This is a genomic window from Deinococcus alpinitundrae, from assembly GCF_009982895.1.
Classification (GTDB): domain Bacteria; phylum Deinococcota; class Deinococci; order Deinococcales; family Deinococcaceae; genus Deinococcus; species Deinococcus alpinitundrae.
The window spans coordinates 94,660-116,863 of sequence record NZ_WXZL01000013.1; the positions used below are offsets into that span (position 1 = coordinate 94,660).

Sequence of the window (22,204 nt, forward strand, 5' to 3'; positions counted from 1 at the left end):
CGCCGCCTCACTCTCCTAGGAGTCCACATGCAAGATCCCATCGGCAGTTTCCTCAGGATCCGCGACCTCTACCTCAGTTACCTGGACACGGCGTTCCGCATCGGCGACCCCAGTGTGTCGGCGGAGCGTGCGAAGCTGTTGCGCGACCCCGGAACGCTGTGCACCGAGCCGCTGATCGAACCACTCCCGCGGTACGCACCGTCGGAATTCTCCTTCCGAGACCTCCTCCATCCTCCAGCGACGGGAGACGATCCCCTGGAAGGCATGTCCCCCCAAAGTCGCAAAGCGTTCGTGGAACTCGTCCTGTCAGGGCTGTTCCCGTCGGACGAGGTCGCCGATCCGGCGAGCTCCCCGCTCACTCGGGTGGCGAAATTCCATCCGTACGCCCACCAGGTGGCGATGCTGGCCAAAGGTACGAAGTCGGGCACGCCAGGCGTCGTGACGTCGGGTACCGGCTCCGGCAAGACGGAGTCGTTCCTGCTGCCGGTGTTCGCGGCACTCGCCGAAGAAGCTAAGACTTGGCCTGCTCCAGCCACCGGGTATCTCCAGCGCCGGTGGTGGACGAATCCGCAGACCGGTCTGCCATATGGGAAACACCCGAACGACTCGACGAGCAGACCGTCTTACAAAGCCATCCCGGCCGACCTTCGGCCACTGACCTCTCACCCTCGCCGGACGCCGTTCGTGCCCCATCGACAGGGGGAAACGCGTGACGCTGCGATGCGCGCGATCGTCCTCTACCCGATGAACGCTCTGGTAGAAGACCAGATGGTGCGCCTCCGAAAGGCACTGGACTCCAAGGAAGCGCGGGCGACCATGGACCGAGAGTTCACCGGCAACAGGATCTTTTTCGGACGGTACACCGGAAAGAGCCCGGTCACCGGCCACGAAGACCACCCTGCCTTCCGCGACCTGCTCGACTTGGACGGTGCCGACTCTATCCTGAAGGCACCGGCGCACCTGATTGACGCCGGCGAGGCTGAAGGGGAAGGTGGGAACAGCACGCTGGGCGACGTACGTAAGGCCGAGGTCAGGCGACGCGACAGGAAGCAGGAAGAACTCTTCGACTACATGGTGCAGGCTGAAGGCGGTCAGGCGACGGCCAGGGAACACGCCCGGGGCAAGGCGGTCTACCGCGCCGCCCCGTTCAATCCTGCCGAGGCGGCCTCCGCCTTCGACGACGATGCCCCGTTCATGTTTCCGTCCACCGACGGAAGCGAACTCGTCAACCGCTGGGACATGCAGCGCACCCCCCCGGACCTCCTCATCACCAACGTCAGCATGTTGAGCGCCATGCTCTCGCGTGAGGTAGACGAAAACCTCTTCGGTGCCACTCGGGCTTGGCTCGAGAAACCCGACTCCTACTTCTACCTCGTCTTGGACGAACTGCACCTGCAGCGTGGCTCGGCGGGGACCGAGGTCGCATACCTGTTGAGGACATTGCTGGACAGGCTGGGCCTCACGGAAGAAGGTCAGCGACACAAGCTCCGCATCCTCGCGTCCAGCGCATCGCTTCCCACCTCGTCAGGCGGAGAGCGAGAGAGCGTCGACTACCTCTGGGACATGTTCGGCCGTCACGGCACGAATCGGGTCTCGTCGACGGGAATGAAGACGGAAGTGCAGGACCCGAAGTCACAGTGGCGCGCCGCGATCGTTCCCGGCCGGGAAATCCCGTATCCCGACGGGAACGGCAGTCTGCAGAACATGGATTCACGACCGTTCGTGCGATTCCTGCAGCGCGCGATCGCCGCCGATCGTCCCGATGGCCTTCTGACCGCGCCCGATCCCGGCGACGACGAGGCACGGGAGTCATGGCGAGGGATCGCAGAAGAGTTGGGCGTTCCTGTCGACGGTCGACCGGTTCCGGAATGGGTCGCAGATACCGTCCGGGCTGCTGCCACAGAGATCGCCGGCGCCTGCTGGAATGCCGGAGAAGGCCGTATGCGGGCCGTCGGTGCCCGCAAGCTCGTGTGGACTCTCTTCGCGGATCTCCGGGCCGAGGCGGCCACAGCGGAAACCCTCCCCTACGACAAGGCTCTGCTCGCTCTGCGGGCTCTCCTGTTCGTGAGGGGATGTGGGGACGGCTTGGCACCGTCGTCCGGTGGGCGCGTGTCGGACGCGCCCTCGTTCAGAATGCACACGTTTTTCAGGAGCGTCGAAGGGCTCTACGCGCCAGCATGGAAGAACGCCGGGATTCCGACCGAGGAGGCCGACCCTGAGCGCCGCACCGAGATCGGCCGCTTGAGCGTGGAGCGCGAGACCCGCAAGCGCTTCGACGTAGGAGACGGCGGGCCTCTGCGCATGCTGCGGCAATTCGAGCTGCTCTACTGCGAATGCTGCGGCGAACTGTTCCTCGGCGGTATGCGCGCTGGAAACAACTCCAGAGCGGCGACGACTGAACTCCTGCCGCACGAACCCCTCTTGGACGGTCTACCCGACACGGCCTCCGCGCAGCAGTTCGAGCTGCTGTCCCATGAACAGTACGCCGTGTTTTGGCCTGCGCCCGAAGGAAGCGTGCCGATGGTGAGCAAGGACGGTACGGTGGAAAGTTGGAAGTCCGCCCGGCTGAACCGCGAAACCGGTGTCGTGACCCCTGCCGTGCCTGTAGGTCGCGCACGGAGCGCAGCACCGACCGTCCCAGGCGAAACGGTCGGCGGTTTCCTGTTCGATCGGCGTAGTGCAGCCATGGACCGTCACCGTCGGAAGGAGACCGATCCCGAGACACACGTACCGTACGCCTGCCCCAAGTGCGGTACCGACTACGCTCCGCGCCGCAAGGGCATGGGCCGGTTGTCGCCCGTCCGGAACTTCCGTGCCGGCTTCGGAAAAACCACGCAATTGCTGGCCACGGAACTGTTCGACGTGCAGCGCGTCGGCGAGACGGAACTCGACGCGAAGCTGGTCTCCTTCTCGGACAGCCGGCAGGACGCCGCCCGCGCGGCCCTGGACATCGAACGCAACCATCACCAGGACCTGCGCCGCGAAATCCTCGCGATCTGCCTCCAGGAACAGGTCAAGACGAAGCGTGACGAGGAGGACCTGAGAGCCGAACTCGCCCGCGTGAGGGAAGAGCTGCACAGTGCGATAGACGAGGATCGGGACGAAGACGAGCGCACGTTGCGCACAGCGCGCGTCAACCTCCAAAAAGAGTTGGAGCAGCTCGGCGACGCATCGGTTCCATTCGCCGCACTCGTCGATCCCATTGACACCTTGAGCGAACGGGCGCCGGGGCCCGTCCGGCCACTCATACAGATGATGGTGGTCAAGGGAGTACATCCATACGACGACGCTGGAATCGAGCAACCTATGGGACATGCCGACAACGCCGATAGGAAGCCGGCCTGGTTCGATTGGGACGCCCTGTTCGACCTCAAGGGCGACGGCCAGGTCCATTGGAAGGCGGATCATAGTGTGAACCGGGCTTCGACGGATGCCCGCCGTACTTTGGTGCACCGATTCGTCCGAACCATGACCGACGTCATCTTCAGCAAAACGTACTTCTCTTTCGAGGAAGCCGGCCTCGGGCATGTGACAGTCCGCTTGGGCAGCCTGCCTCAGCAGCGGCGTACGGAGAAGCGGCGGGCGGAGTTGAGTGCGCTGCTCCGTGTCCTGGCGGATGCCTACCGCTATTCCCCTTCACGGTATAGAAGCGACGACGACCGACTGAACCACATCGGACCGCGGGGTACGGTGAGCGGCAAGATCTTGGCCTACGCGAAGAGCGTATGGGGAGATGCGGACGCGGAAACGCAAGTCGAGCTCGCCCTCGGCGACTTGGCGGAGGCTGGACACCCGGGTGGAATCGTCGACGTGTGGAACGTCCGGTTCGTGCTCCCTGAGCCCGACGCCGCCTACTGGCGTTGCGGACGCTGTGCCCGCGTGCACTTGCACCGGGGATCGGAGCGGTGCACGCGCTGCTTCGAGGAGCTACCTGTGGAGGCGGCCGGTACCGTGGCCGAACTACGTACCACGAGTTTCCTGGGACGCCGCGTGAACCGCGCCTTGAGCCATTGGTCGGACGCGGGCAGTTCGGTCGATCCGTGCTTCCGTCTACATTGTGAGGAGCTGACAGGGCAGACCGAAGATCCTGCGCGGAGGCAACGGGAATTCAGGGGCATCTTCGTCCCGTCGTCGGACCGGACGCGAGAAGACGAGAATGGCGGGTTGCACGAACTCAAGGCGACCATAGACCTGCTCGCCGTGACGACGACGATGGAGGTCGGGATCGATATCGGCCCGCTCCAAGCCGTGCTGCAGGCCAACATGCCCCCGCAGCGGTTCAACTACCAGCAGCGCGTCGGCCGCGCCGGTCGACGAGGCCAGGCCTTTTCCATGGCCTTGACCGTCTGCCGCACGAAGAGCCACGACCTGCACTACTTCAGGAACCCGGAACGGATGACGGGCGACGTGCCTCCACCCCCAGTGTTGACGAAAAGCATGGCTTCCATCGCCCGACGGTTCGTCACGAAACAGTGGCTCGTGGCCGCGTTCGCGCGACTGAGGACCGAAGACCGCCTAGACCCGTTGGGTCTGTACCCCGGTGACGTCATGTCTCCCCCGGACATTCACGGGGAATTCGTGCCTACCGCCACTTATCTCGCCCCAGGTGGCGACTGGAAGGAGCGTCTCGAGGGTGCGCTCGTCGCTACGCGGGATGGAGCGGTGCGGTTCGCAGGCATCCTCGCTGAGGACGGCAAGGTCAGCGTGGACGTTCCGGACGTGCGCACGTTCATCACCGGATTGAACGAGAGAGTGACTTCCGAAGTCGCCTACGGCCTCGCCCAGTCGATCGCGGAGTTGGGCCTGCTGCCGATGTACGGGATGCCCACCCGGGTCCGGAACCTATACCTCGGCCATGTTTGGTCCGGCGGTCGCATGGAGGTCGAGACGGTCGACCGCGACCTGGACGTCGCGATCTACGAGTTCGCACCAGGCGCCAAGCTCGTGAAGGACAAATACGAGCACCTGAGCGTCGGATTCACGCCAGAGTTCGAGCTTCCGGCCTACGCGCCCGCGGGCAGAGTCATGCCTGTCAGGGCGTTTCAGGACAAAGCCTTCGGGGAGACTTTTCAGCTGGCCCAGTGCCCCTCGTGCAGCGCGTGGGCCCGAGTGGAGACAGATACGGACGACTCCGAGGCGCGCTGTCAGGCATGCGATACCTTGCTCGGTAACAGCAGTCGCCACGAATGTGTCGTCCCGAACGCGTTCAGGACCAATTTTCAGCGGAGAGCACGGGACGAGGAAGGCCTCAGCGGCACCCGCCACCGTACCGTCCACGCCGAAGGCCGACCGATCCTACTCGAAGATCACGTCTTCTCCGAGGCGGCGGGGCACACGCATCTGTCGCTGAGCCTGGCGTTCGACGATCAAGCGCGTACCTACCGCTTGAACCGAGGCGATCCCGAACGCGCCTTCACTGTGAGCCACGGACGGCAACTGTTGGAGATCGGCAGAAAGAAGTACGACCTGCCTGCCCAAGAAATCGCGGACGAGCTCACTGAACAGGTTCGCGGATTCGAGCCTGCACCGAATCCTACACGCGTCTATTGGCTCGCCGCCCCGAAAACCACCGATTCCCTCTATCTCGCACCGACCGAGGTCCACTCGGCGCTGGCCCTCCACCGCCTCCCGGCACAGTCCGCGGAACCGGACCCCGACACGCAGTCCAGGTGGCAGGGTGTGCGCGCCGCTGCCATGTCGGCGACGTTCATGGTCGTAAGCCGCGTCGCCCTGGCACTCGACATCGCTCCGGAGGAGCTGGCGGTGCTCGAACCCCGCCATTTCGGATCCGACCGCTCCCGTCCGCTCCTTCAGATCACGGACGAACTGATCAACGGGGCCGGCTTCTGCCGTATCCTGAGCGAGTCGGAAGGTCCACACCGTCCCCCGAGGATCATGGAACATATCGCCTCCATGCTGATGGACGAGCGCGCCTATCCGCAGAATCCGTTCCTGCATTCGGAGCATCGCGACTGCGACACCGCCTGCTACCGGTGTCTGCTCAGGTACGGCAACCAGCACTATCACGGTCTGTTGGACTGGCGGCTCGGCATGTCGTACCTCCGTGCCATGGTCGATCCTGCCTTCGCCTGTGGGCTGGACGGCGACTTCGACGCTCCCGGACTGCGGGAATTCGGCGAGACCGCAGGCCGACTCGCTGGGGAGATGGTGGAACGGTTCGGCGGCCAGACACGGACGTTCGCCTCAGGTCAGGTGCACGGTTTCAAGATCGACACCAAACGCGGGTCCACCTCGCCCTGGGTACTCGTCGCTCACCCCCTGTGGGACTGGCGTCCCCTGCCTGCTCCAGGCACGATCTTGTTCTCCGCTGCCGAAGAAGCACGTGCGGACACAGGCACCGTGCTCTGTTGGGACTCGTTCAACCTGGAACGTCGTCAGGTCCAGGTGCGCGAATGGATCAGGAACCAGGCGGTCACTCAGCTTCAGCCCTGAGTCGACTACCGGAAAACGTGCGGTACATGCACATGCCCCAGGACTATGGCAGACTCGAGGTACATGGAACTGCAGCTGCACGGCGCACGGATCGACGACGTCTCCAACCGGGGGGAACGGCGGATTTTGGGAGAACTGGAGCGCTCGCGGAGTCACCCGGCCGCGAAGGACTGGGTCGTGCTGCACTCGGTGCGGATCAAGCCGTATGCCTATTCGAACGGGGGCGAAGTCGACGTCGTGGTCATCATGCCCGACCAGCATGCGGTCGTCCTACTCGAGATCAAGGGACACGAGTCCGTAGAAGAGCAGGGGGAACGGATCCAGGTACGGTACCAGGACGGGTCGCGGAAGGATCCGCTGGCTCAGGTGGACAAGGCCAGAGGCGCGGTGTTGTCGATCCTGCAACAGGCGCGCCGCGAACGGCAAATTCGGGACGACGCGTTCGTCCACGTCGTGACCGGCGTCCTTCTGCCGTTCGCTACCCTCGGTGCCTCCGGTGGTATCCCATGGGATCGGAGCCAGATCGTGGACGAGCGTGGGATCAACGCCGGACTCGTGGAAGCGATCGTGAGGATGGCGGAGTACGGCGCCAGTGGTCGACAGCCTCCTGCTAGCCCCTTACACCCGCAGATGCGGTCGTTCCTGCGCGACCTGTTCCAACCACGGTTCCAGCCCGCGTTTGACCCGCGAAGCCAGGTCGAGGCGGCGGAGCGTGAGGCCCTGGAACTCACTCGGCAGCAGGCCCAGATAATCGAAAGCATCTTCGAAAACGATCACCGCCCGCATGTCATCCACGGCCCGGCCGGCTCCGGTAAGACCGTCCTGGCAGTGGACCTGTTATGCCGCTATCGGGACGAGCATCCAGAGGAACGCATCCTCTTCCTATGCTTCAACGCCTTCCTCGCCCAGAAAGTACAGGCCTCAAGCGACGGTCGCTTCGAGGCGTCGACCATCCACAAGTTCATGTCCGACATCACCCGAAACATGTTTACACGGTCGGAACGGGACTCTGCCGACTACCTGGAGCGTATCCTCCCGGAGCGAGCCGCCTTGGTCGCGCTGGACGAGGAGATCAAGTACGACCTGATCGTCTTGGACGAGTATCCCGACGCCTTTTCCGATCAAGTCCTCACCTTTCTCGACTGTCTCTTGGAAGGTGGCTTCGCCGAAGGGCGCTGGCATTTCCTGGGGGACGTGCAACAAGACGTCTTCAAACGAGACGTGCGCGAGCGTTTGTCGGCATTCGAGAAACGGTATTGCCCGGCACGCGCACCCTATCGGATGACGTTGAACGAAAACCTTCGGAACACCCGGCAGATCGCGGAACTCGGCCGGCGTATCCTGCGCGATCCGCACATCCGTGCCGTCCGCCCGGACGGTGTCTCAGTGGAAACGTCGGGGTACGCAGCGCTTCAGCCTGCATTGCAGCGCGAGGTCAGACGATGGTTGGCCCTGGGCTACCGGCCCTCGGAGATCGTGGTGATCACGCCGGTACCCTCACAGATTGACGTGACGGTCGACGGGCATACGATCCAGAGGATCTCGAGCGTCGACGGGGAAGCGGCGCTCGGGTCGACGACTGCCCGGAAGTACAAGGGCTGCGAGAGTCCGGTCGTCGTTCTGGTTGATCCGCAGGACACGCCGGCCACGGACGACGAGCATCGCCGGCAGCTGACCTACGTGGCGGTGACGAGGGCCAAGCACGGCCTGAGCGTCCTCTACCGTACAGATAGGCGGGCAGCGTTCGACGCTCTCTGGTCATCCGGTACGCCGTGATTCCAGATTCAGGTGATTGCCGTTGGTGAAATCGAGGACAGTCGCTCATGCTCGGCCTTTCCGAATTTTCTTGTCGAGTCTGGCCCGGTACCGCTGCATGACCAGCTCCACGGTGGAGGGTTCCACCACCACACCAATGTCTACGGAATGGTGTGATGGTGGAATCGTCGGACTGTTCCCACCACCGTCTGATGGCATGGTGGCGGAAACGGTGGATTCGTGGATCAGGGCCTGTACAGTGCGGCCCAGCGCCAAAATCTCTTCGGTCCTAACCAGGTCGCAAAAATCGCCGACCGGGTTCAAGCGTCAGGGACGCCAGATCAGCAACGCCGTGCCGTCCGTGCTGGGCCGGGTCATCGGGCGTTGGATCCTCGCCCATCTGGGCCGCGCCGAGATCGCCGGTCCGTTCACCGTGCGAGACGGCTTTCTCCCGGTGTAGCCTTCCACGCGCTGCCGGAGGATCGTGGACGCCGGATGGGGTCGGTCGTGCTCCCTTCGCCGTCGGCTCTGGAACATCGCAACCTCGGACGGGAGCGACATCAAGGTGCAGCGGACGTGACATCAATCACCGAGGGCTTCGCCGGGACATCGCCGACACCCGCACCAGATACTTGGAGCGGCAGGTGTCTCGAGCACGGCACACCTTTACCCGACCGTTCACCTGAAGAGTTTGATCGACCGTCCTGCCTTGGCCTGGTAGGACCACACCTTCTGGGTCGGGGAGACGTCTCGCTGGATGCGTCTCCCCCCCAGACCGACGACCTGGCGCTCGAATTCCGCCTGATCCACCATGACGGTGAGGTTGTCGCGGTCATACAGCACCCGGCTGCGGTACGTCGAGTCGGAGACGAACTTTTTCGTCTTCCGGTCGAACACTTGAACGCGCAGGCCACCCGACGGCGTCGGTTCGAACTTCACCGGCGTCTTGCCGTACAGGAAGTACTGGGGCTTCTCACGCATGGCTGTCTCCCTCCCGGGCGAGGATCTCGGCCCATGTATTACTGTACATGCGTCGGCTCGCGATGTAGAGCGATCTCGTCACCACTTCCTCCGCGAACGGCATCTCGACGTGGTTCTGGGCCTCAATGCCACGCTGGATTTCGAAGACCTTGTGTTCGTATCGGTCCACCTGCGCCATGAGCTCATGCATAATTTTGATCTCGGCCACGTGCCCGTGGAGAGACACGCTGAACTGCAAGTCACGATACCCGGCGGCAACGGGACGAATCATCCGATCGCGGAAGCCGACCACGTCGAAAGCCTCGCCCAATCGAGAGGCCACCTCGTATAGTTCTCTCAGGCTGGAGCAGACGAGGGAGCCACCCAGCAGATCAATGGGCAACGTCAGATTCTCGTCGTCTTCAGGCCGATCCATCTTCTCAAGCGCCCGGTTGGCATCCTTGAGGTCGCCTGGGCGCAGGTGGCACTTCACTTTCAGATGCTGTGCGCAGGCCTGAACGCGCACGCGAAACTCCGGGGCGAGCGTCTTTGCCTGTCGATAGGCTTCGACGATGTGCCGCGCCCCCTGAAGTGGGGCCGCCTCGAACGGTGCGGCCAGGTACAGCGCCCAGCTCTGCTCCGCGAAACTACCAAGGCCGGCCTTGCGTGCCGCCTCGAAGTAGGCTTCCCGGTCTTGACGGGGCCTGGCCGAGACGACTGGAGGCGTGGGGTGCTCCTCGGCCACTGGAGGTGTGGTCTTCGGAAGGACGTCGCCCGCAGGTGCAGGTGCCGTCAGTGCGCTCCACGTCGTGACGCTGCTCAGCTCCCAGAAGAAGGCCGTCCCGCTCTGATCGACGCTGACGAGTTCGGAGTCCCCGGGTCCGAAGGTAACGAGGTGAACAGGGTGCTCGTGTGGGAGGACAGCGAGTTCCTCGCCGCTCCGCACGTCCCACAGCCGTACCGTACGGTCATGCGCGGCCGAGGCGAGCAGCGTTTCGTCCGGGCTGAAGGCGAGGTCATGGACGCTGCCGTCGCCGTGCCGCACGCCTTTGAACTTACGCTTTCCCGTGGCGAGGTCAAAGACGCCCACCTCGCCCTTCTGTGAGCCGATGCCGATCAGGCCGCCAGGGCTCAGCGCGCTCGACGTCAACCAGCCGCTGAAGTCGTAGAGATCGCCCTGGTCGAGCACCAACATCGACGCGAGGGTCGTGGTGTTCCACAACCGGACGTGCATCGTGTCACCGAAGCCGGAGGTGGATAGGACCGATCCGGGCAGCGTTTTGAACGAGAACTCGGTAACGGTCATGTCGTCGAACCCGGCGGAAGTGCTTGCGAAGGGAGGTTCTAACGACGCGTGATGGAGCTGCCCCCCGACGTTGTATGTGATCGCCTGGCCGTCCTCCTCGAGTTGCATGGTCAGCCGGGGAACGTAGGGGATGTGAGGGATGCGCGCCACCTCGTGCAGAAGCGTATTGTCGAGCGCACGAACCTCGATGAGGTCCTCCGTATCGTCGACGTTGCGCAGTCGCAACGCCTTGCCGTGTCCGGGCTGTGAAATCCAGATACGGGTGTTCTCGTTGGTTTCGCCCTGTCGCCTTACCTGCCGGTGTGAAACGCCGACCTCCACCCACCCGTGGAGTCCGCTGATCCACAATCCGTCGCCATGCCACTGCGCGTGGGTCGGCCAACTCACGGGAAGGTCGAGGCGAGCGGCCGGATGATGCGGCGAGTCGGGTGTGCGCTTCAGCGAAGGGACGCCTTCCAGACGGTACTCGGAGACACCGCCACGACGAAGCGCGAGCAGGTGCGCACCGTCACCCGTAAACAGCACTTGCTTGACCTCTCCAGCGTAGGGGGGAGCTGTCAACTCCCCTTCGCGAAGAAGTTCCGTTCCCTCTTCCGGCACGCGCCAGAGGAGGATGCCTCCCCGAGTATCCGCACTCGCGAGCAGTGGCAGGGTCGGGTGCCACACGATGCTCGTGATGAAGTTGGGATTGGGGCGCGCCGCGCCGCGGAACAATAGCCTTCCCGTGTCCGGATTCCAGACACACACGTCGTTGTGCTCATAGACGTAGCGCTCGAAGGGACTCGCGGCCTGTTCGTCCTCACGGAACGTGCCGCCGCCACCCGCGAGCCAGGCTCCGCTGGGAGAAAAGGCGAGGGTTCGCAGGCCCGGAGGCACGTCGAACCCTAACTTCAGAGCGGAGTTGGACGTGCGGTACACCTCGCACTTCCCTTCACGTCCGACGGCGAGGAGAGATTCGTCGGCGGACAGCGCCGCGGCGCGGCCGGCCGGGTCACCCCGAAGATCCACCGTGCGGCTGAGCTTCGGCTTCTTCTCACCGACATCGACGAGTGTTATTCGCCCGAACGAGAGGGCCCACAACCGCCGCGCCCGGTTTCCGAGGACCAAGGCCTTGGGTGCCGAGGTGAGCTTGACGGGCACCAGGCTGGACATGCTGTTGAGGTCAATGACCTCGACCTCGTCGCGGTTCGAGTTGCCGACGAACACCCGGCGCTTGCCTGGGTCGACAGCGATGCTGCTGGCCTCATGTCCTCGGCGTTTGACGGTGCCCAGAGTCTCGAAGGTGGTGAGGTCGAGGAGACGCAGATCTCCCTTCCCGAGCGCGACCATTTGGCCCTGATCCTCCAGTATTTCCAGGTGGGTGAAGTCACCCTCCAGAAGGAGTTCGCCTTCAGCAGAAGCCCAGGTGAGATTCACCGGTCATCCAAGGGCCAACCGGACAGCACCCCTTCGAGTTCCAGCACGCGCAGCTGTTGAGTTCCGAGATCCCACTCTCGACCGACGGCGCGACGGCGCGACTCGCGCTCTTCACGAAAGGCCCTTTCCTGCTTGATCTGGTCGAAGCCGTCATCATCAGCCGAAGTGGAGAGCTGTGTGGCGTCCCAGAGGGCACGTTCCTCATGCTGGAGGCGACGGAATATCACTTGCTTCGTTCCGAGATCGAGCGGTAATGCGGTCATGGGGATCCTTTCCGTGCGGAAGCCGGCCAAAACGTGGCCGTGTGGTCAATCCGGGGCATCCGGTAGCCCAGGCGGAGCCGCGCGAGTTGCGTTTCCACGAAGGCCGCCGCACGCTCGACGCGGAGATCGGAGGGAAGGTCGCTTCCGCCTTCATCCTTCAACATGGCTGGACGCGACAGGGCGTTGCTCCAGGTCAGGACTTCCCAATCTAAGAGGAGTCGGGGTTCGTCCGCTCCGTCGACGCCGACCAGGGTAGTCGGAGCGGCCTGGCCCGATCCGGTGAGCAGGTCGGAAATCTGGAAAAGGAACAGGGGTCGGTCGAGTTCGGTCAGGACGGCGGTGCGGCCCGCGAAACCTCTCGCTTGGGTCAACGCCTGCTCCAGCAGCTTGTGTCCCATGCCCAGCAGCCGACCGGATTCGGCCGAAGGTACTCGGCGATCGAAGACCAGGTCGCGGTAGCTCGGCAGCACGCCGAATTCCTCCGTCCAGAGCTTGGGAGTATTGAAGGAAAGGCCCCCCCCCTCCTCTCGTACTTGACGATGATTGAGCGCCAGCATGGTGCGGAAGAAGGGAGCCAGGTCCGGCAGATCGAGCTTCGGAATCATGGCGCTGACCTGGGCGTAGTCGAATCGGGCACTGTGACCTACCAGTTGCCTTACTGCGGTCAACACGTCCTCGCCACCGAACTGGCGGGTCCGCTCGTCGAACCAGGCGTCGAGCCGTTCGCGCGGTACGCGGGCAGCTTCCGCGAACAGCGACGTGAACATCGACTGGTCGGACATCCCGAGGACGAGTTCGAGCAGGTCTTCCGGTTCGTCCATCGCCTGCCCGAGTGCCTGGTTGATCCGCCTGATCTTTCCGTCGAGCCGCTCCCAAATCAACGATTCGACGGTATCGGGGTTTCGCAGGGTGACCACGTCGACCGTGTGGCCTTGTCCGTAGCGGTTGAGGCGTCCGACCCGCTGGTGGAGGCGCATCGGATTCCATGGGAGGTCCACGTGTATCAAGGTGTGGCAGTGCTCCTGGAGGTCAATTCCCTCGCCTCCCGCCTCGGTCGAGACCATGAACCGCGCTGTGCCGGCGTTGAAGCGTGCGGCAGCCTCCACCCTGGTCATGGCGAGGGTCTGTCCGGCGACCTGCTCGGCGCGGTCGTCTCCGTTGATGAAGACGATGCTCTCAGGTCCGTAGCGCTCGCTCAGAGCACTGAGGACGAGGGACTGCGTCGCCTTGTATTCGGTGAACAGCAGGACGCTGCGGCCCCCGAACTCCTGTTCGACGATGTCGAGGATGCGCCTGACCTTGGTCTCCACGAGGACGGCCTGTGCAGCCGTGACGAGTTCCTCCAGGCGAGCGATCTCGTTCTCCATCAGCATCCAGAGCGCTGCCTGAGCAGCCAGAGATTCGTCCATCACAGCAGTACCGTCCGGGTCGTCCGGGTCTGCCGCAGGAGTCGCAGCGTGACGGGACGCGGCCTTCAGGTTCGACAGTCGTCTGGCCAGGGCCCGGCGGACCGCCGCGACGGAGCTGCTGGCGAGTTTCTGCATGGCGATCAGCACGAGCATCACCGCACGGCCCTGGACACCTTCGCCGAGACTGCCGGCGTAGGCCTTGCCGGTGGCGATGAACTCTGTCATCCGGTCATAGAACGTGGCCTCGACCGGCGAGTAGGCGTAAGTCATGGAGCGGACCCGGGGGGGCTGGAAGAGGCGTGTTCCGTGCAGATCGGTCACGCGTTGCTTGTTGTTCCTGATCATCACTTCGGGAAGGGACCGGAGTTGTTCGGCCAGTGGGCGAACCGGGCTGAACAGCTCCGGTCGCAGTAACTTGAGGAGGGCCAGGAAAGCCTGGTCGTCGCCGCGATGGGGCGTGCCACTGAAGAACACCATGCCCCGGATGCGTCCGGCAGCGTCCAGACGCTCGATCAGCCGGTATCCGAGGGTGGCTCCGGCATCGGGGGCGTGGAGGTGATGGGCCTCGTCCACGACCACCAGATCCCAGGGTTCGGCTTCCAGCATCCGCTCGTGCCGCCCGCGGCGTCCGTCGCGAAGCGTATGCAGCGAAGCCACCACCGTCGAATGCGTCTCCCAGAACCCACCACGGGCCGTATCGGCCTCGGGCGTATAGCGGGTCAGGCGGATGTCGAACATCGTCCTCATCCGGTGTTGCCATTGGTCGACCAGACCTGCGGGGCACAGGATCAGGACCCGGCGGACCAGGCCCCGCGAGATCAGGGGCCAGAGGATCAGACCGGCTTCGACGGTCTTGCCGAGGCCCACGTCGTCCGCGACGAGCCACCGCGACGGCCAGCGCGTGATCACCTGTCGGCAGACCCACAACTGGTGTGGAAGGAGGGCGACGCGCGAGCGGGAGAACACGCCCCAGGCGCTGTTGACGCTTGTGATGGCCTCGGCCTGTACACGGACCAGGACGTCGGCAGCGGGAGCGGACACCGGAGTGTCGGGCCGCGTCGCCAACTCGGACAGCAGCACTTCTTCCAGACCGTGGGTAAACCGTACGATGGCGGTCGTGCGCCGTGTCAGCTCGACCCGACCGACGCCGTGGGTGGCATGCCAGACGCGTGATCCTGCGTCCGGCGGAAGTCCGGTCACGAGAACCGCTTCGACTGGACGAACGGTAGGTCGAAGGCCCCCTGGAAGGTGGCTCCCGCCTCGCCGAGGTGGCCGACCAGGAATCTGTGAATCGTGCGGGAGTCGCCATGTCCCCATGCCTTCGGGTCCACGTCACAGCCGAGAGCGGCCAGAGCCCGACGGACCGAGGCGGAAGGGTGGAACGCCTCGGCGTGCATGTGAGGGGTAACGACGGTGCCCGTCCGGAGCAGTTCACGCAGCACGAAGTGGCGACCGATACCCATGGCCCTACGGAGATCGGGAACGTCGATCCCGCTTCCGCTGAACAGGGCGCTGCCGGAAGGGTTCAAGATCATGTCGAGGCTCCGCGGCCCAGGGAGACGACCCAACCCGGAGAGGATGGACATGTACACGTCCAGGTGGCGTGACAACTGATAGGTCGCCAGGAAACGGGAAAACCAATGATAGTACTCCTGCGTCGGGGAACCGCTGAGGAAACCATCCAGGATCTCGAACCATTTCACCGGATCGACCTCCGTCGCGGCGAAGATGTCCAACCAGCCCCTACGCTCTGCCAGTTGGAGAAAGTCGCGGTTCTGCTGAGGCGTCGCCCGACCGAGACTCTGGTAGGTTCCCAGGAGCAGGAGGGCCATCCAGCGCTTGCGGTCTTCCCCGAAAGGCAGCAGGAGGCCGTCTGGGCGCATGAACGAGGGATATACCGTCTGCTCGTAGGCCGAACTGGCGGCCTGAGAGGTCGCCGCCCACTCGGCGTACAGCTCTCTCAAGAACCGTGCCGGGTTCTCGACCGTTCGACTCGGCGGAACGTCCTGACCTTCTCGGGTGCCGCCCAGAGTCTTTCGGTCCAGTCGGTCGCCCTGCTTGAGGTATCCAGCCAGGATGTGGCGTTCGTCGTTGCTGAAACTCAGGAAGACCGGAAGGTCGAGGACGTTCGCCAACCACGTCTCGGGTCCTTTGTGGAGTTCCTCGGCCAAACTCGAGGCGAGATGACCGGACAGCAGGTACGTCAGGACCGCTCTCCGCGTCGCCTCTTCGCTGGCGTCGCCTGCCCACGAGGCCAGCGTTCTGGCGTCGGCACTCAATCCGTCGCGACACACTGTGACGAAGCCGATCGCCGCCTGGTAGTCCGGATGCAGTAAGCGACTTCGGGGAGCGAAGGCCGCGCGGAGCCGTTCGTCCGGACTGACGGGCTCGCCTTTCAAGCCGACGACGATCTCGGACGCCGGTATGTAGTGCCCGGCGACTGTCCGGAATCGAAAGGTCGCCAGGTAGTCCGAGACGCCTTCCTTCTCGTCGCCGAGAGTAGCCAGCGTCCCGCTCGTGTAGTCGACGGCGAAACGGGCGGCCTGCTCGGGGCCGATCTCCGGACGCTCGCCCAACTCTTCCGTCAGCACGTCGAGCAGTGTCAGTTCGGCCCACTGGACCTGTCCGCCCGTCAGGGTAAGCAGACGCGCCGCGACCGTCTCGTGGACCAGGCTGCCGGGTGGGTATCGGAGGCTGAGCGTGGCCGATTCCAAGTGCTGGGCGAACATGCGCTCGCCGGCCAGGACCCCACATATCCGGCGAGCGACTCGGTCCAGTGAGGTCAGGACATCGTGGTCTCCCACCAGACCCGTGGGCAGTACCTGGTGCCTTTTCAGTACAGACCACAGGCCGGTGTCGTCGTTTCCCCAGACCATGAGGTGGACGAGGCGGGCGGCGAAGTTGCTCGAGGGGTCGGGGGCACGGTCGCCGAGCAGGACCCAGACGCTCTTCCAGAAGGTCTGCGGCGTGGCGTCGGCCGCCAGCGCGAGATCCTCGACCAGACGCGGCCAGTCCCGTGCCCGATCTCGGAGGCTCGCGAGGGCCTCGGCCAGTTCGCGGCCCAGTCTGCGGGCCAATTCTTCGTTCTCCGGTGCACGCGAGGCCACCTCGGACCGTCCGATGTCGAGTGCGAACATGGCGTTCACGGCCAGACCGGCGCGGGCGTGAGACCGCGTCGGTGCCGTGACCCACAAGGTCGGCACGTCGTCAGGAAGTACGGTCAATCCGTATAGACCGAGCGCGAAGAGGACCTTGCCGCTCGGGAGTTCGCACACCATGGCCCTGTCCAGCGCCGCCTGAGGGGGATGGACGCTGCCGACCCGCCAGAACGCTCCGTCGACGGGCAACTCCTGCCAGGACACGACTGTCGTTCCTTGGGGCGTGACGTCCACGACTCGTTTGACCCGGCGGGTGAACACCAACAGGAGTGGCAGCCAGGCCCGGAACTCCGTGAGCACGGGTCGGGCCTCTTCCTCGCCGACGTCGAGTTCGATGGCCGTTCCTCGCATCCGGTCACCGTGCCGTTCGAGACCGTCCCTCAAAAGACCGCTGCGGTCCTTGTCCAACCGTTTCGGATATACGCCGCCCACCACCTCGAAGGCCAGGCGACCACTGACTACCCTGGGACGTTCCGCGACGAGGTACACGCTCTTGAAACCCATCCCGAACTTTCCGGTGACCTGCATGTCGCTGGCCCCCTTGTCGCTGGCGGCGAGCATCAGCATTTTCTTGAGGTCCGCCTTGAAGCCCAGAGTCTCCCCGTCGAAGCCGGGCAGGGCGAACTGGTTGATGGTCCGGCCCCAGTGGCGGAAGCTCAGGGTGTCTTTCCCGGTCTCGATCACGAAGGTGTCGTCGACCGGCCTACCGCCACGCATGACTCCCAACTCCTCGAGGGCGTCGTCCGCGTTCTGCAGAAGCTCGAACGGGATACTGGCCGGCAGGTACTGCGCGTCCCCGACTCGCCGCCGAACCGCCGACAGCAGTCGGCCGACCACTTCCGGGTCGCTGTTCTCCAGCGCGTCGCGCAGCTCCCCTCGCAACTGGCCGATTTCCTGCGAGGCCTGGTCGTGCCGCCGTACCAGCGGGTTGTACCGCTCCTCGGCCTCCCTGTGACGCGCGATGTCCCATCGGGCGAAGAGGTCGTTCAAGGGATGTCGTCCGGGGAGGCTCAGTTGGTAGCGCATGTAGGAGATGCTGTCCTGGACGATCATGTCCTGCGTGTACAGCAGGTCGAACTGATCGCTCTCGCTCAGCTGCCGCCACAGGTCTTCGAGATGGTCGGTCCTGACCAGGTACATGCCGTGCAGCACCGCCCTCGTGGCGGCCAGCAAGGCCTCCGACAGCTCTTCTCGGGAATACGTGGCAGGATCGATCCCGTTGAGTACGATGCGCGAGACGTACACGTCTCCGTGCAAGCGCCCGGGTTCGGGGCGTCCGACCACGACGCTCGGTCGAGAAGCGTCCTTGGTCACTCGGAGCGGCTCGTCCGTCAACGACATGACCCAGAGCCGGTCCTCGCTGGACACTTCTAACGTGACCCTGGACAGACTCGACCATTCCGCGAAGGACTTGACGCCGGAAGGCCGCTGTCGGGCGTCCTCCTCGACGATTTCACGGACGACGCCCAGGGAACGGGAATGCAGATGTCGCTTCGAGACGGATTCCACTCCAGGATCCCCGCCGAGGAGGCTCAGGAACGCGCCGATCAGCTCGCTCGGCACCAGGCCTTCCCAAGCCGCGAAGTACGTTTCCAGTCGCGCTGCCGTCGCGGCCAAGGAGGCGTCGACATCCAAAGCCCCGTCGTCACCCTCTGCCGTGTTCCGCGAAAAGGTCTTCGGCGTCAGCACGTCCCCCAACAGGAGTTGCTGCTCCTGATGAAGTACGGCGCTCGCAGTCACCCCCTCGGCCTGGACGCACAGATCGCCGGCGTCGCGCCAGACGCCCTGCCTGTCGCGGAGCAGCAGTCCCTTCCTCACTTCGCTCCAGAGCTTACGGTCCCGGACCTGTTCGAGGATTCGGGAATGCATGCGTAAAGTCTCGTCACGCTCCGCTTGGGGGACCAGCTTGCGCCTCAGTAGGTCGGCCAGATGGTTGAGGACAGGAGAGAGGCTAAGGTCCGCAAGCGGCCCCTTCAATCTTTCCCGGACCTCACGTGCCCAGTCCGGAGCGACGGCATGGAGAGGAATCAGGATGTCCAGGGCCGGCAGTTTCGACGGATCGACTCCAGCGAACAGAGTCCACCAGATACCGAACGGTCGATCGTCGTCTCCGGTCCTGTAGCGTCCATCAGGACGCGTCGACATGATCTTGGCGAGCTCCATGACAGCGGCCTCGCCGGACAACGTGAATCCCGCGTCCACCAGTCTGTGGAAGCCGGGATGGACCGTCAGTTCCTCCGCCAGGTCGGAACGGGTCAACCGGATTTCTCCTGCCTCGGCCACGACTCGACCGACCGTATCGGCGAGTTCGGGCAGGACCAGCAGGTTCGCCGGGGAAGTCACGTATTTCACCGAGGAATCCGGTAGCCAATTCCGGCCGGTCAATTCCTCCCTGAGGTCTTCGAGAGTCTCCTCGTCGAGAAGGGTGACCTGTTCCAGGATCCAGAGGGCGTGTGTATACGGTTCGGCGCTCCCGAGCACCCGTTCGAGGGCCGCCCTGGAGTCTAGGGTGCCGACTCCCAGTTCGGTCCACAACGGCAGCCAAAGTGGGTCTGGCTGGAGTATGGTCACGCTCGACGAGAGGCCCGGCGGGAGCTGGGCCGTTCCCGGAAGCAGGGAGTCCGGAGTCAACGACACCGACGTCCCGCCCCTCGAGGGATGGAACGGCAACGCACGTGCGACGTCCTTCGGCAACTCGCCCAAGAGGGCGAGACGTTCGTCTCGCCCGAACTCGCCGGCGTCGATTCGGACGGTTCCGAAACGCCGGATCAGTGCGGCGACTTCTTCCGTTTCCAAGGGCTTCAAAGACATCAGGTCGCGGGCAGGGCGGTTGAGCAGATCCGCCAGGACTTTGGGCACGACCTGCCAGGACTGGCCGGACAGCAGTTGACGGGCGAGGCGTTCCAATGTCGGTCTTTCGCGTTCCACGACGTAGAGCGGGACCGGATCGTCCATTTGGTCGGAGCGGCCTTGCAGCGTCGCCCGAACCAGGGGATCAAATTCCTCCAGCAGGTTCTTTTCCATGATCTTCTGGAGGACGCCGAGTCGACCGGACAAGGACACGAAAGGGAGTCCGCGGCGCACGAGTCCGGTGACCACGTGCGGATCGAACGGTCCGACTCGCCCTCCCAACGCTTCGATCAGCGCGGCGTCCGTGAAGGACGTCTCGAGACCGCTCAACGCCGACTCGGCGACCTTGCCCCATTCGCGGCTGGAATCGGTGTCCCGGTGGAGACGTCCATTGGTGATCCTGTCCCAAGCGTCGACCGGGGAGATGAATTCCGGGTCACGGCCTTCGAGCTTCCGGATCTCCACGAACGGTAGCTCGGCGACCGCGACGCGCAATGTCGGGCGCGCCTCTTCCGCGACCGCACCCAGGACCCTCTTGACGGCATCGGTCGTGCCGCGTTGCCCGGCGAGCGCGTGGATGATCGTCAGGGCGTCCTCGGAGGACAACCGCGCCTCGCCGGTGACGTCCACTTCGCCCGGAAGCACGAGCGCGGCGATCGGGAGCAGGGCGAGGCGTCTGCGGACATGGTGCGCGAGGTTCTTCGGGAGCACCAGCCGCCGTTCCACCGGGGTCGTCTCGACGAGCGTCTTGAGTTCTCCGCTCGACGCGGCCAGCGCTTTGGGATCAAGCGCCGACACGCCGGAAAGCAGAGACCGGCGGGCCTCCCAGTTGCTGTCGTGGGCGACGACTTTCAGAACGCGGGCGAGACGCTCCAGACCCGGTCCGTCGAGGTCGGCGAGACGTAGGCCCCGGAAGAGAATTTCGAGATCGACGTCGGACCACGTGGATAGGGAGCTCGCTATCAGATGGGGGGCGTCCGCCTCGATGACCGTGGCGTTTCGAGCCATCTCCCTGAAGCCGGATAGCCAGTTCTCCACTCCGATACCTTCCGTCCGCGGGCAGGGGAGGAGGCGCGTGCCCGGCTCGACGAGCTTCCAGCCCCGGTCCAGGGTCAGCACCCATTGGCCTCGTCGGCACAGGTCCATGCGGTGAGAGCGGAACAGATTCGAGCCCCAGAGTCCCATCGTCAGCCGGGTGACCTCGTCCGTCGTGAGTCCCCGTGCGAAGTCGGCGAGTGTCGGTAGGACCAGTGGCAACGTGCCTCCACGGGCCAACTCCGCATTCCATTGCTGTTGCAGTTGACTGCTCGTCTCGGTCGGAGATTGCGGGACGTCGCGCCACGAGAGGATGTCGCGCCGGTCGGCCGTGATGAAGAAGCAGCCGTGGAGCGTGAGGTGGAAGTCGACCCTACCGCCGATGCGGACAGATTCCTCCTCACCCAGAGGCAGGAACGCGGCCCAACGGATCACGAGCCGCGCGTACGGTGTCCCGCCGACACGATCGGCGGAGCCGGTCTCCTGGCGCTCGAGCGTTACGGCGGCGTGGGCGCGCGTCTTGTCTTCCGTCTGTCGACCGGCTCCGGGTACCCTCCGGCGAGGCCAGTGGCCGTCGGCCCGCAACGCCCCGATCCGTGGTGTGGCCAGCAACTGCTCGGTCGCGGCGAAATGATGATCCGCCACTCCCTCGCCTCGGACCTTCCCGCCGAACGTTCGTTCACCCACCAGCTCCGGATAAAGCGACCGTGTCGAATCGCCGATGTCCAGTATGACGGTGCCGTCCGGCGAGTGAAACTGCACCACCCGTAGATGTCTCATCAGCGGGAGCATCCGGGCGATCTCGTCGTAGACCCGCCGAGAGAACAGCGTGCGTTCCAGTTCTTCGTCGCCGGGATAGGCCTGATATACCGAAAGCTCTCCGTCGGCGAGTCTGGTGCTCTCCCGCGTCCGCAGGGGAACCCAGATCGTGAAGCCGTCCGTCACTCCACGTCCGTCCAGCCGTCTGCGCATCCGGGCCCGGTCGGCAGGAGTGAAGAGATCCCATTCCGGGCGGGAATGCTCGTCCTCCTGCCCGTCGTTCCAAGGGTTCAGAACCTGAGCCCGCGACAGGACGTCCCGTCCGTCGTCGTCGTTCGAACGGCACAGAAAGAAGAACACTTCACCCAGGTAGAACACGGACTTCAGGCCGATTCCGAACTTGCCGATGGCTGCGGCTTCTTCGACCTTCGAGCTGCCGCCGAGGCTACGCACGGCGCGGGCGTGCTTCTCCTCGAAAGGACCGTCGTTCACGACGTAGAGGCCGCGACCTCGGAGAAGAGGATGATCGGCGTCGGCGAGCCCGTCGTCGATGCCGACCTGGAGAACCTGGGCGTGTGCGTCGTCGGCGTTCTGGACGAGCTCCTTGAGGACCAGCGTTTCGTCGGTCTTGCGACCGTCGAAGAGGATGCGCTGAATGAGTTCGACACTGTTGGTGATGAATCCTGCCACTACCCCTCCCGAATCGGCGTCGGAGGCCCGGATCGGCATCACGCTCGCGTATGTGCATATGGCTTTGGACGACATCATAGTTGCAGGCGAGCTTGATCTGCCGAACCGCTCGAGACCTCTTCCGTTCATCACCCAAGTCGGGCGGAATCC

8 protein-coding genes are annotated in these 22,204 nt (G+C 64.4%); 3 read left to right on the forward strand and 5 right to left on the reverse strand.

The features are described 5' to 3' along the window. Nucleotides 1–27: 27 nt before the first annotated feature. The 3 genes from GUI70_RS13390 (at nt 28) to GUI70_RS13400 (ending at nt 8,668) form a co-directional block, all read left to right on the forward strand. Nucleotides 28–6,453: a DEAD/DEAH box helicase gene (locus tag GUI70_RS13390; protein ID WP_161882813.1), complete on the forward strand. Its 6,426-nt coding sequence runs from the start codon at nt 28–30 to the stop codon at nt 6,451–6,453. 63 nt (nt 6,454–6,516) lie between these two features. Continuing rightward, a complete protein-coding gene (locus tag GUI70_RS13395; protein ID WP_161882814.1) occupies nt 6,517–8,229 on the forward strand; it encodes a nuclease-related domain-containing DEAD/DEAH box helicase in 1,713 nt (570 codons plus the stop codon). A gap of 196 nt (nt 8,230–8,425) precedes the next feature. Continuing rightward, the gene (locus tag GUI70_RS13400) at nt 8,426–8,668 is read left to right on the forward strand and encodes a hypothetical protein (protein WP_237724905.1); all 243 of its coding nucleotides are present in this window, start codon (nt 8,426–8,428) and stop codon (nt 8,666–8,668) included. 218 nt (nt 8,669–8,886) lie between these two features. Here GUI70_RS13400 and GUI70_RS13405 read toward each other — a convergent pair whose 3' ends face one another. From GUI70_RS13405 to GUI70_RS13420, 5 genes are read right to left on the reverse strand one after another with little or no spacing between them, the layout of a single operon-like run. Continuing rightward, nucleotides 8,887–9,189, reverse strand: a complete 303-nt coding sequence (locus GUI70_RS13405; protein WP_161882816.1) for a hypothetical protein — start codon at nt 9,187–9,189, stop codon at nt 8,887–8,889. Continuing rightward, entirely contained in the window at nt 9,182–11,890 is a 2,709-nt protein-coding gene (locus tag GUI70_RS13410) for a WD40 domain-containing protein (RefSeq protein ID WP_161882817.1), read from the reverse strand. The genes GUI70_RS13405 and GUI70_RS13410 overlap by 8 nt, the downstream gene beginning before the upstream one ends. Continuing rightward, on the reverse strand, nt 11,887–12,153 hold the full coding sequence (locus GUI70_RS13415; protein ID WP_161882818.1) for a hypothetical protein: 267 nt from the start codon (nt 12,151–12,153) through the stop codon (nt 11,887–11,889). The genes GUI70_RS13410 and GUI70_RS13415 overlap by 4 nt, the downstream gene beginning before the upstream one ends. Beyond that, nucleotides 12,150–14,762 (reverse strand): DEAD/DEAH box helicase, encoded by a 2,613-nt coding sequence (locus GUI70_RS24020; protein ID WP_202630480.1) that lies wholly within the window; start codon nt 14,760–14,762, stop codon nt 12,150–12,152. The genes GUI70_RS13415 and GUI70_RS24020 overlap by 4 nt, the downstream gene beginning before the upstream one ends. Next, complete coding sequence (locus GUI70_RS13420) at nt 14,759–22,093, reverse strand: sacsin N-terminal ATP-binding-like domain-containing protein (protein ID WP_161882819.1); 7,335 nt, start codon at nt 22,091–22,093, stop codon at nt 14,759–14,761. The genes GUI70_RS24020 and GUI70_RS13420 overlap by 4 nt, the downstream gene beginning before the upstream one ends. Nucleotides 22,094–22,204: the final 111 nt, after the last annotated feature.

What these genes read in the sequence shown, in the direction of transcription:
- GUI70_RS13415 (WP_161882818.1), bottom strand. Translation starts at nt 12,153, where the DNA reads ATGACCGCATTACCGCTCGATCTCGGAACGAAGCAAGTGATATTCCGT.
- GUI70_RS13420 (WP_161882819.1), bottom strand. Translation starts at nt 22,093, where the DNA reads ATGCCGATCCGGGCCTCCGACGCCGATTCGGGAGGGGTAGTGGCAGGA.
- GUI70_RS13405 (WP_161882816.1), bottom strand. Translation starts at nt 9,189, where the DNA reads ATGCGTGAGAAGCCCCAGTACTTCCTGTACGGCAAGACGCCGGTGAAG.
- GUI70_RS13395 (WP_161882814.1), top strand. Translation starts at nt 6,517, where the DNA reads ATGGAACTGCAGCTGCACGGCGCACGGATCGACGACGTCTCCAACCGG.
- GUI70_RS13390 (WP_161882813.1), top strand. Translation starts at nt 28, where the DNA reads ATGCAAGATCCCATCGGCAGTTTCCTCAGGATCCGCGACCTCTACCTC.
- GUI70_RS13400 (WP_237724905.1), top strand. Translation starts at nt 8,426, where the DNA reads ATGGTGGCGGAAACGGTGGATTCGTGGATCAGGGCCTGTACAGTGCGG.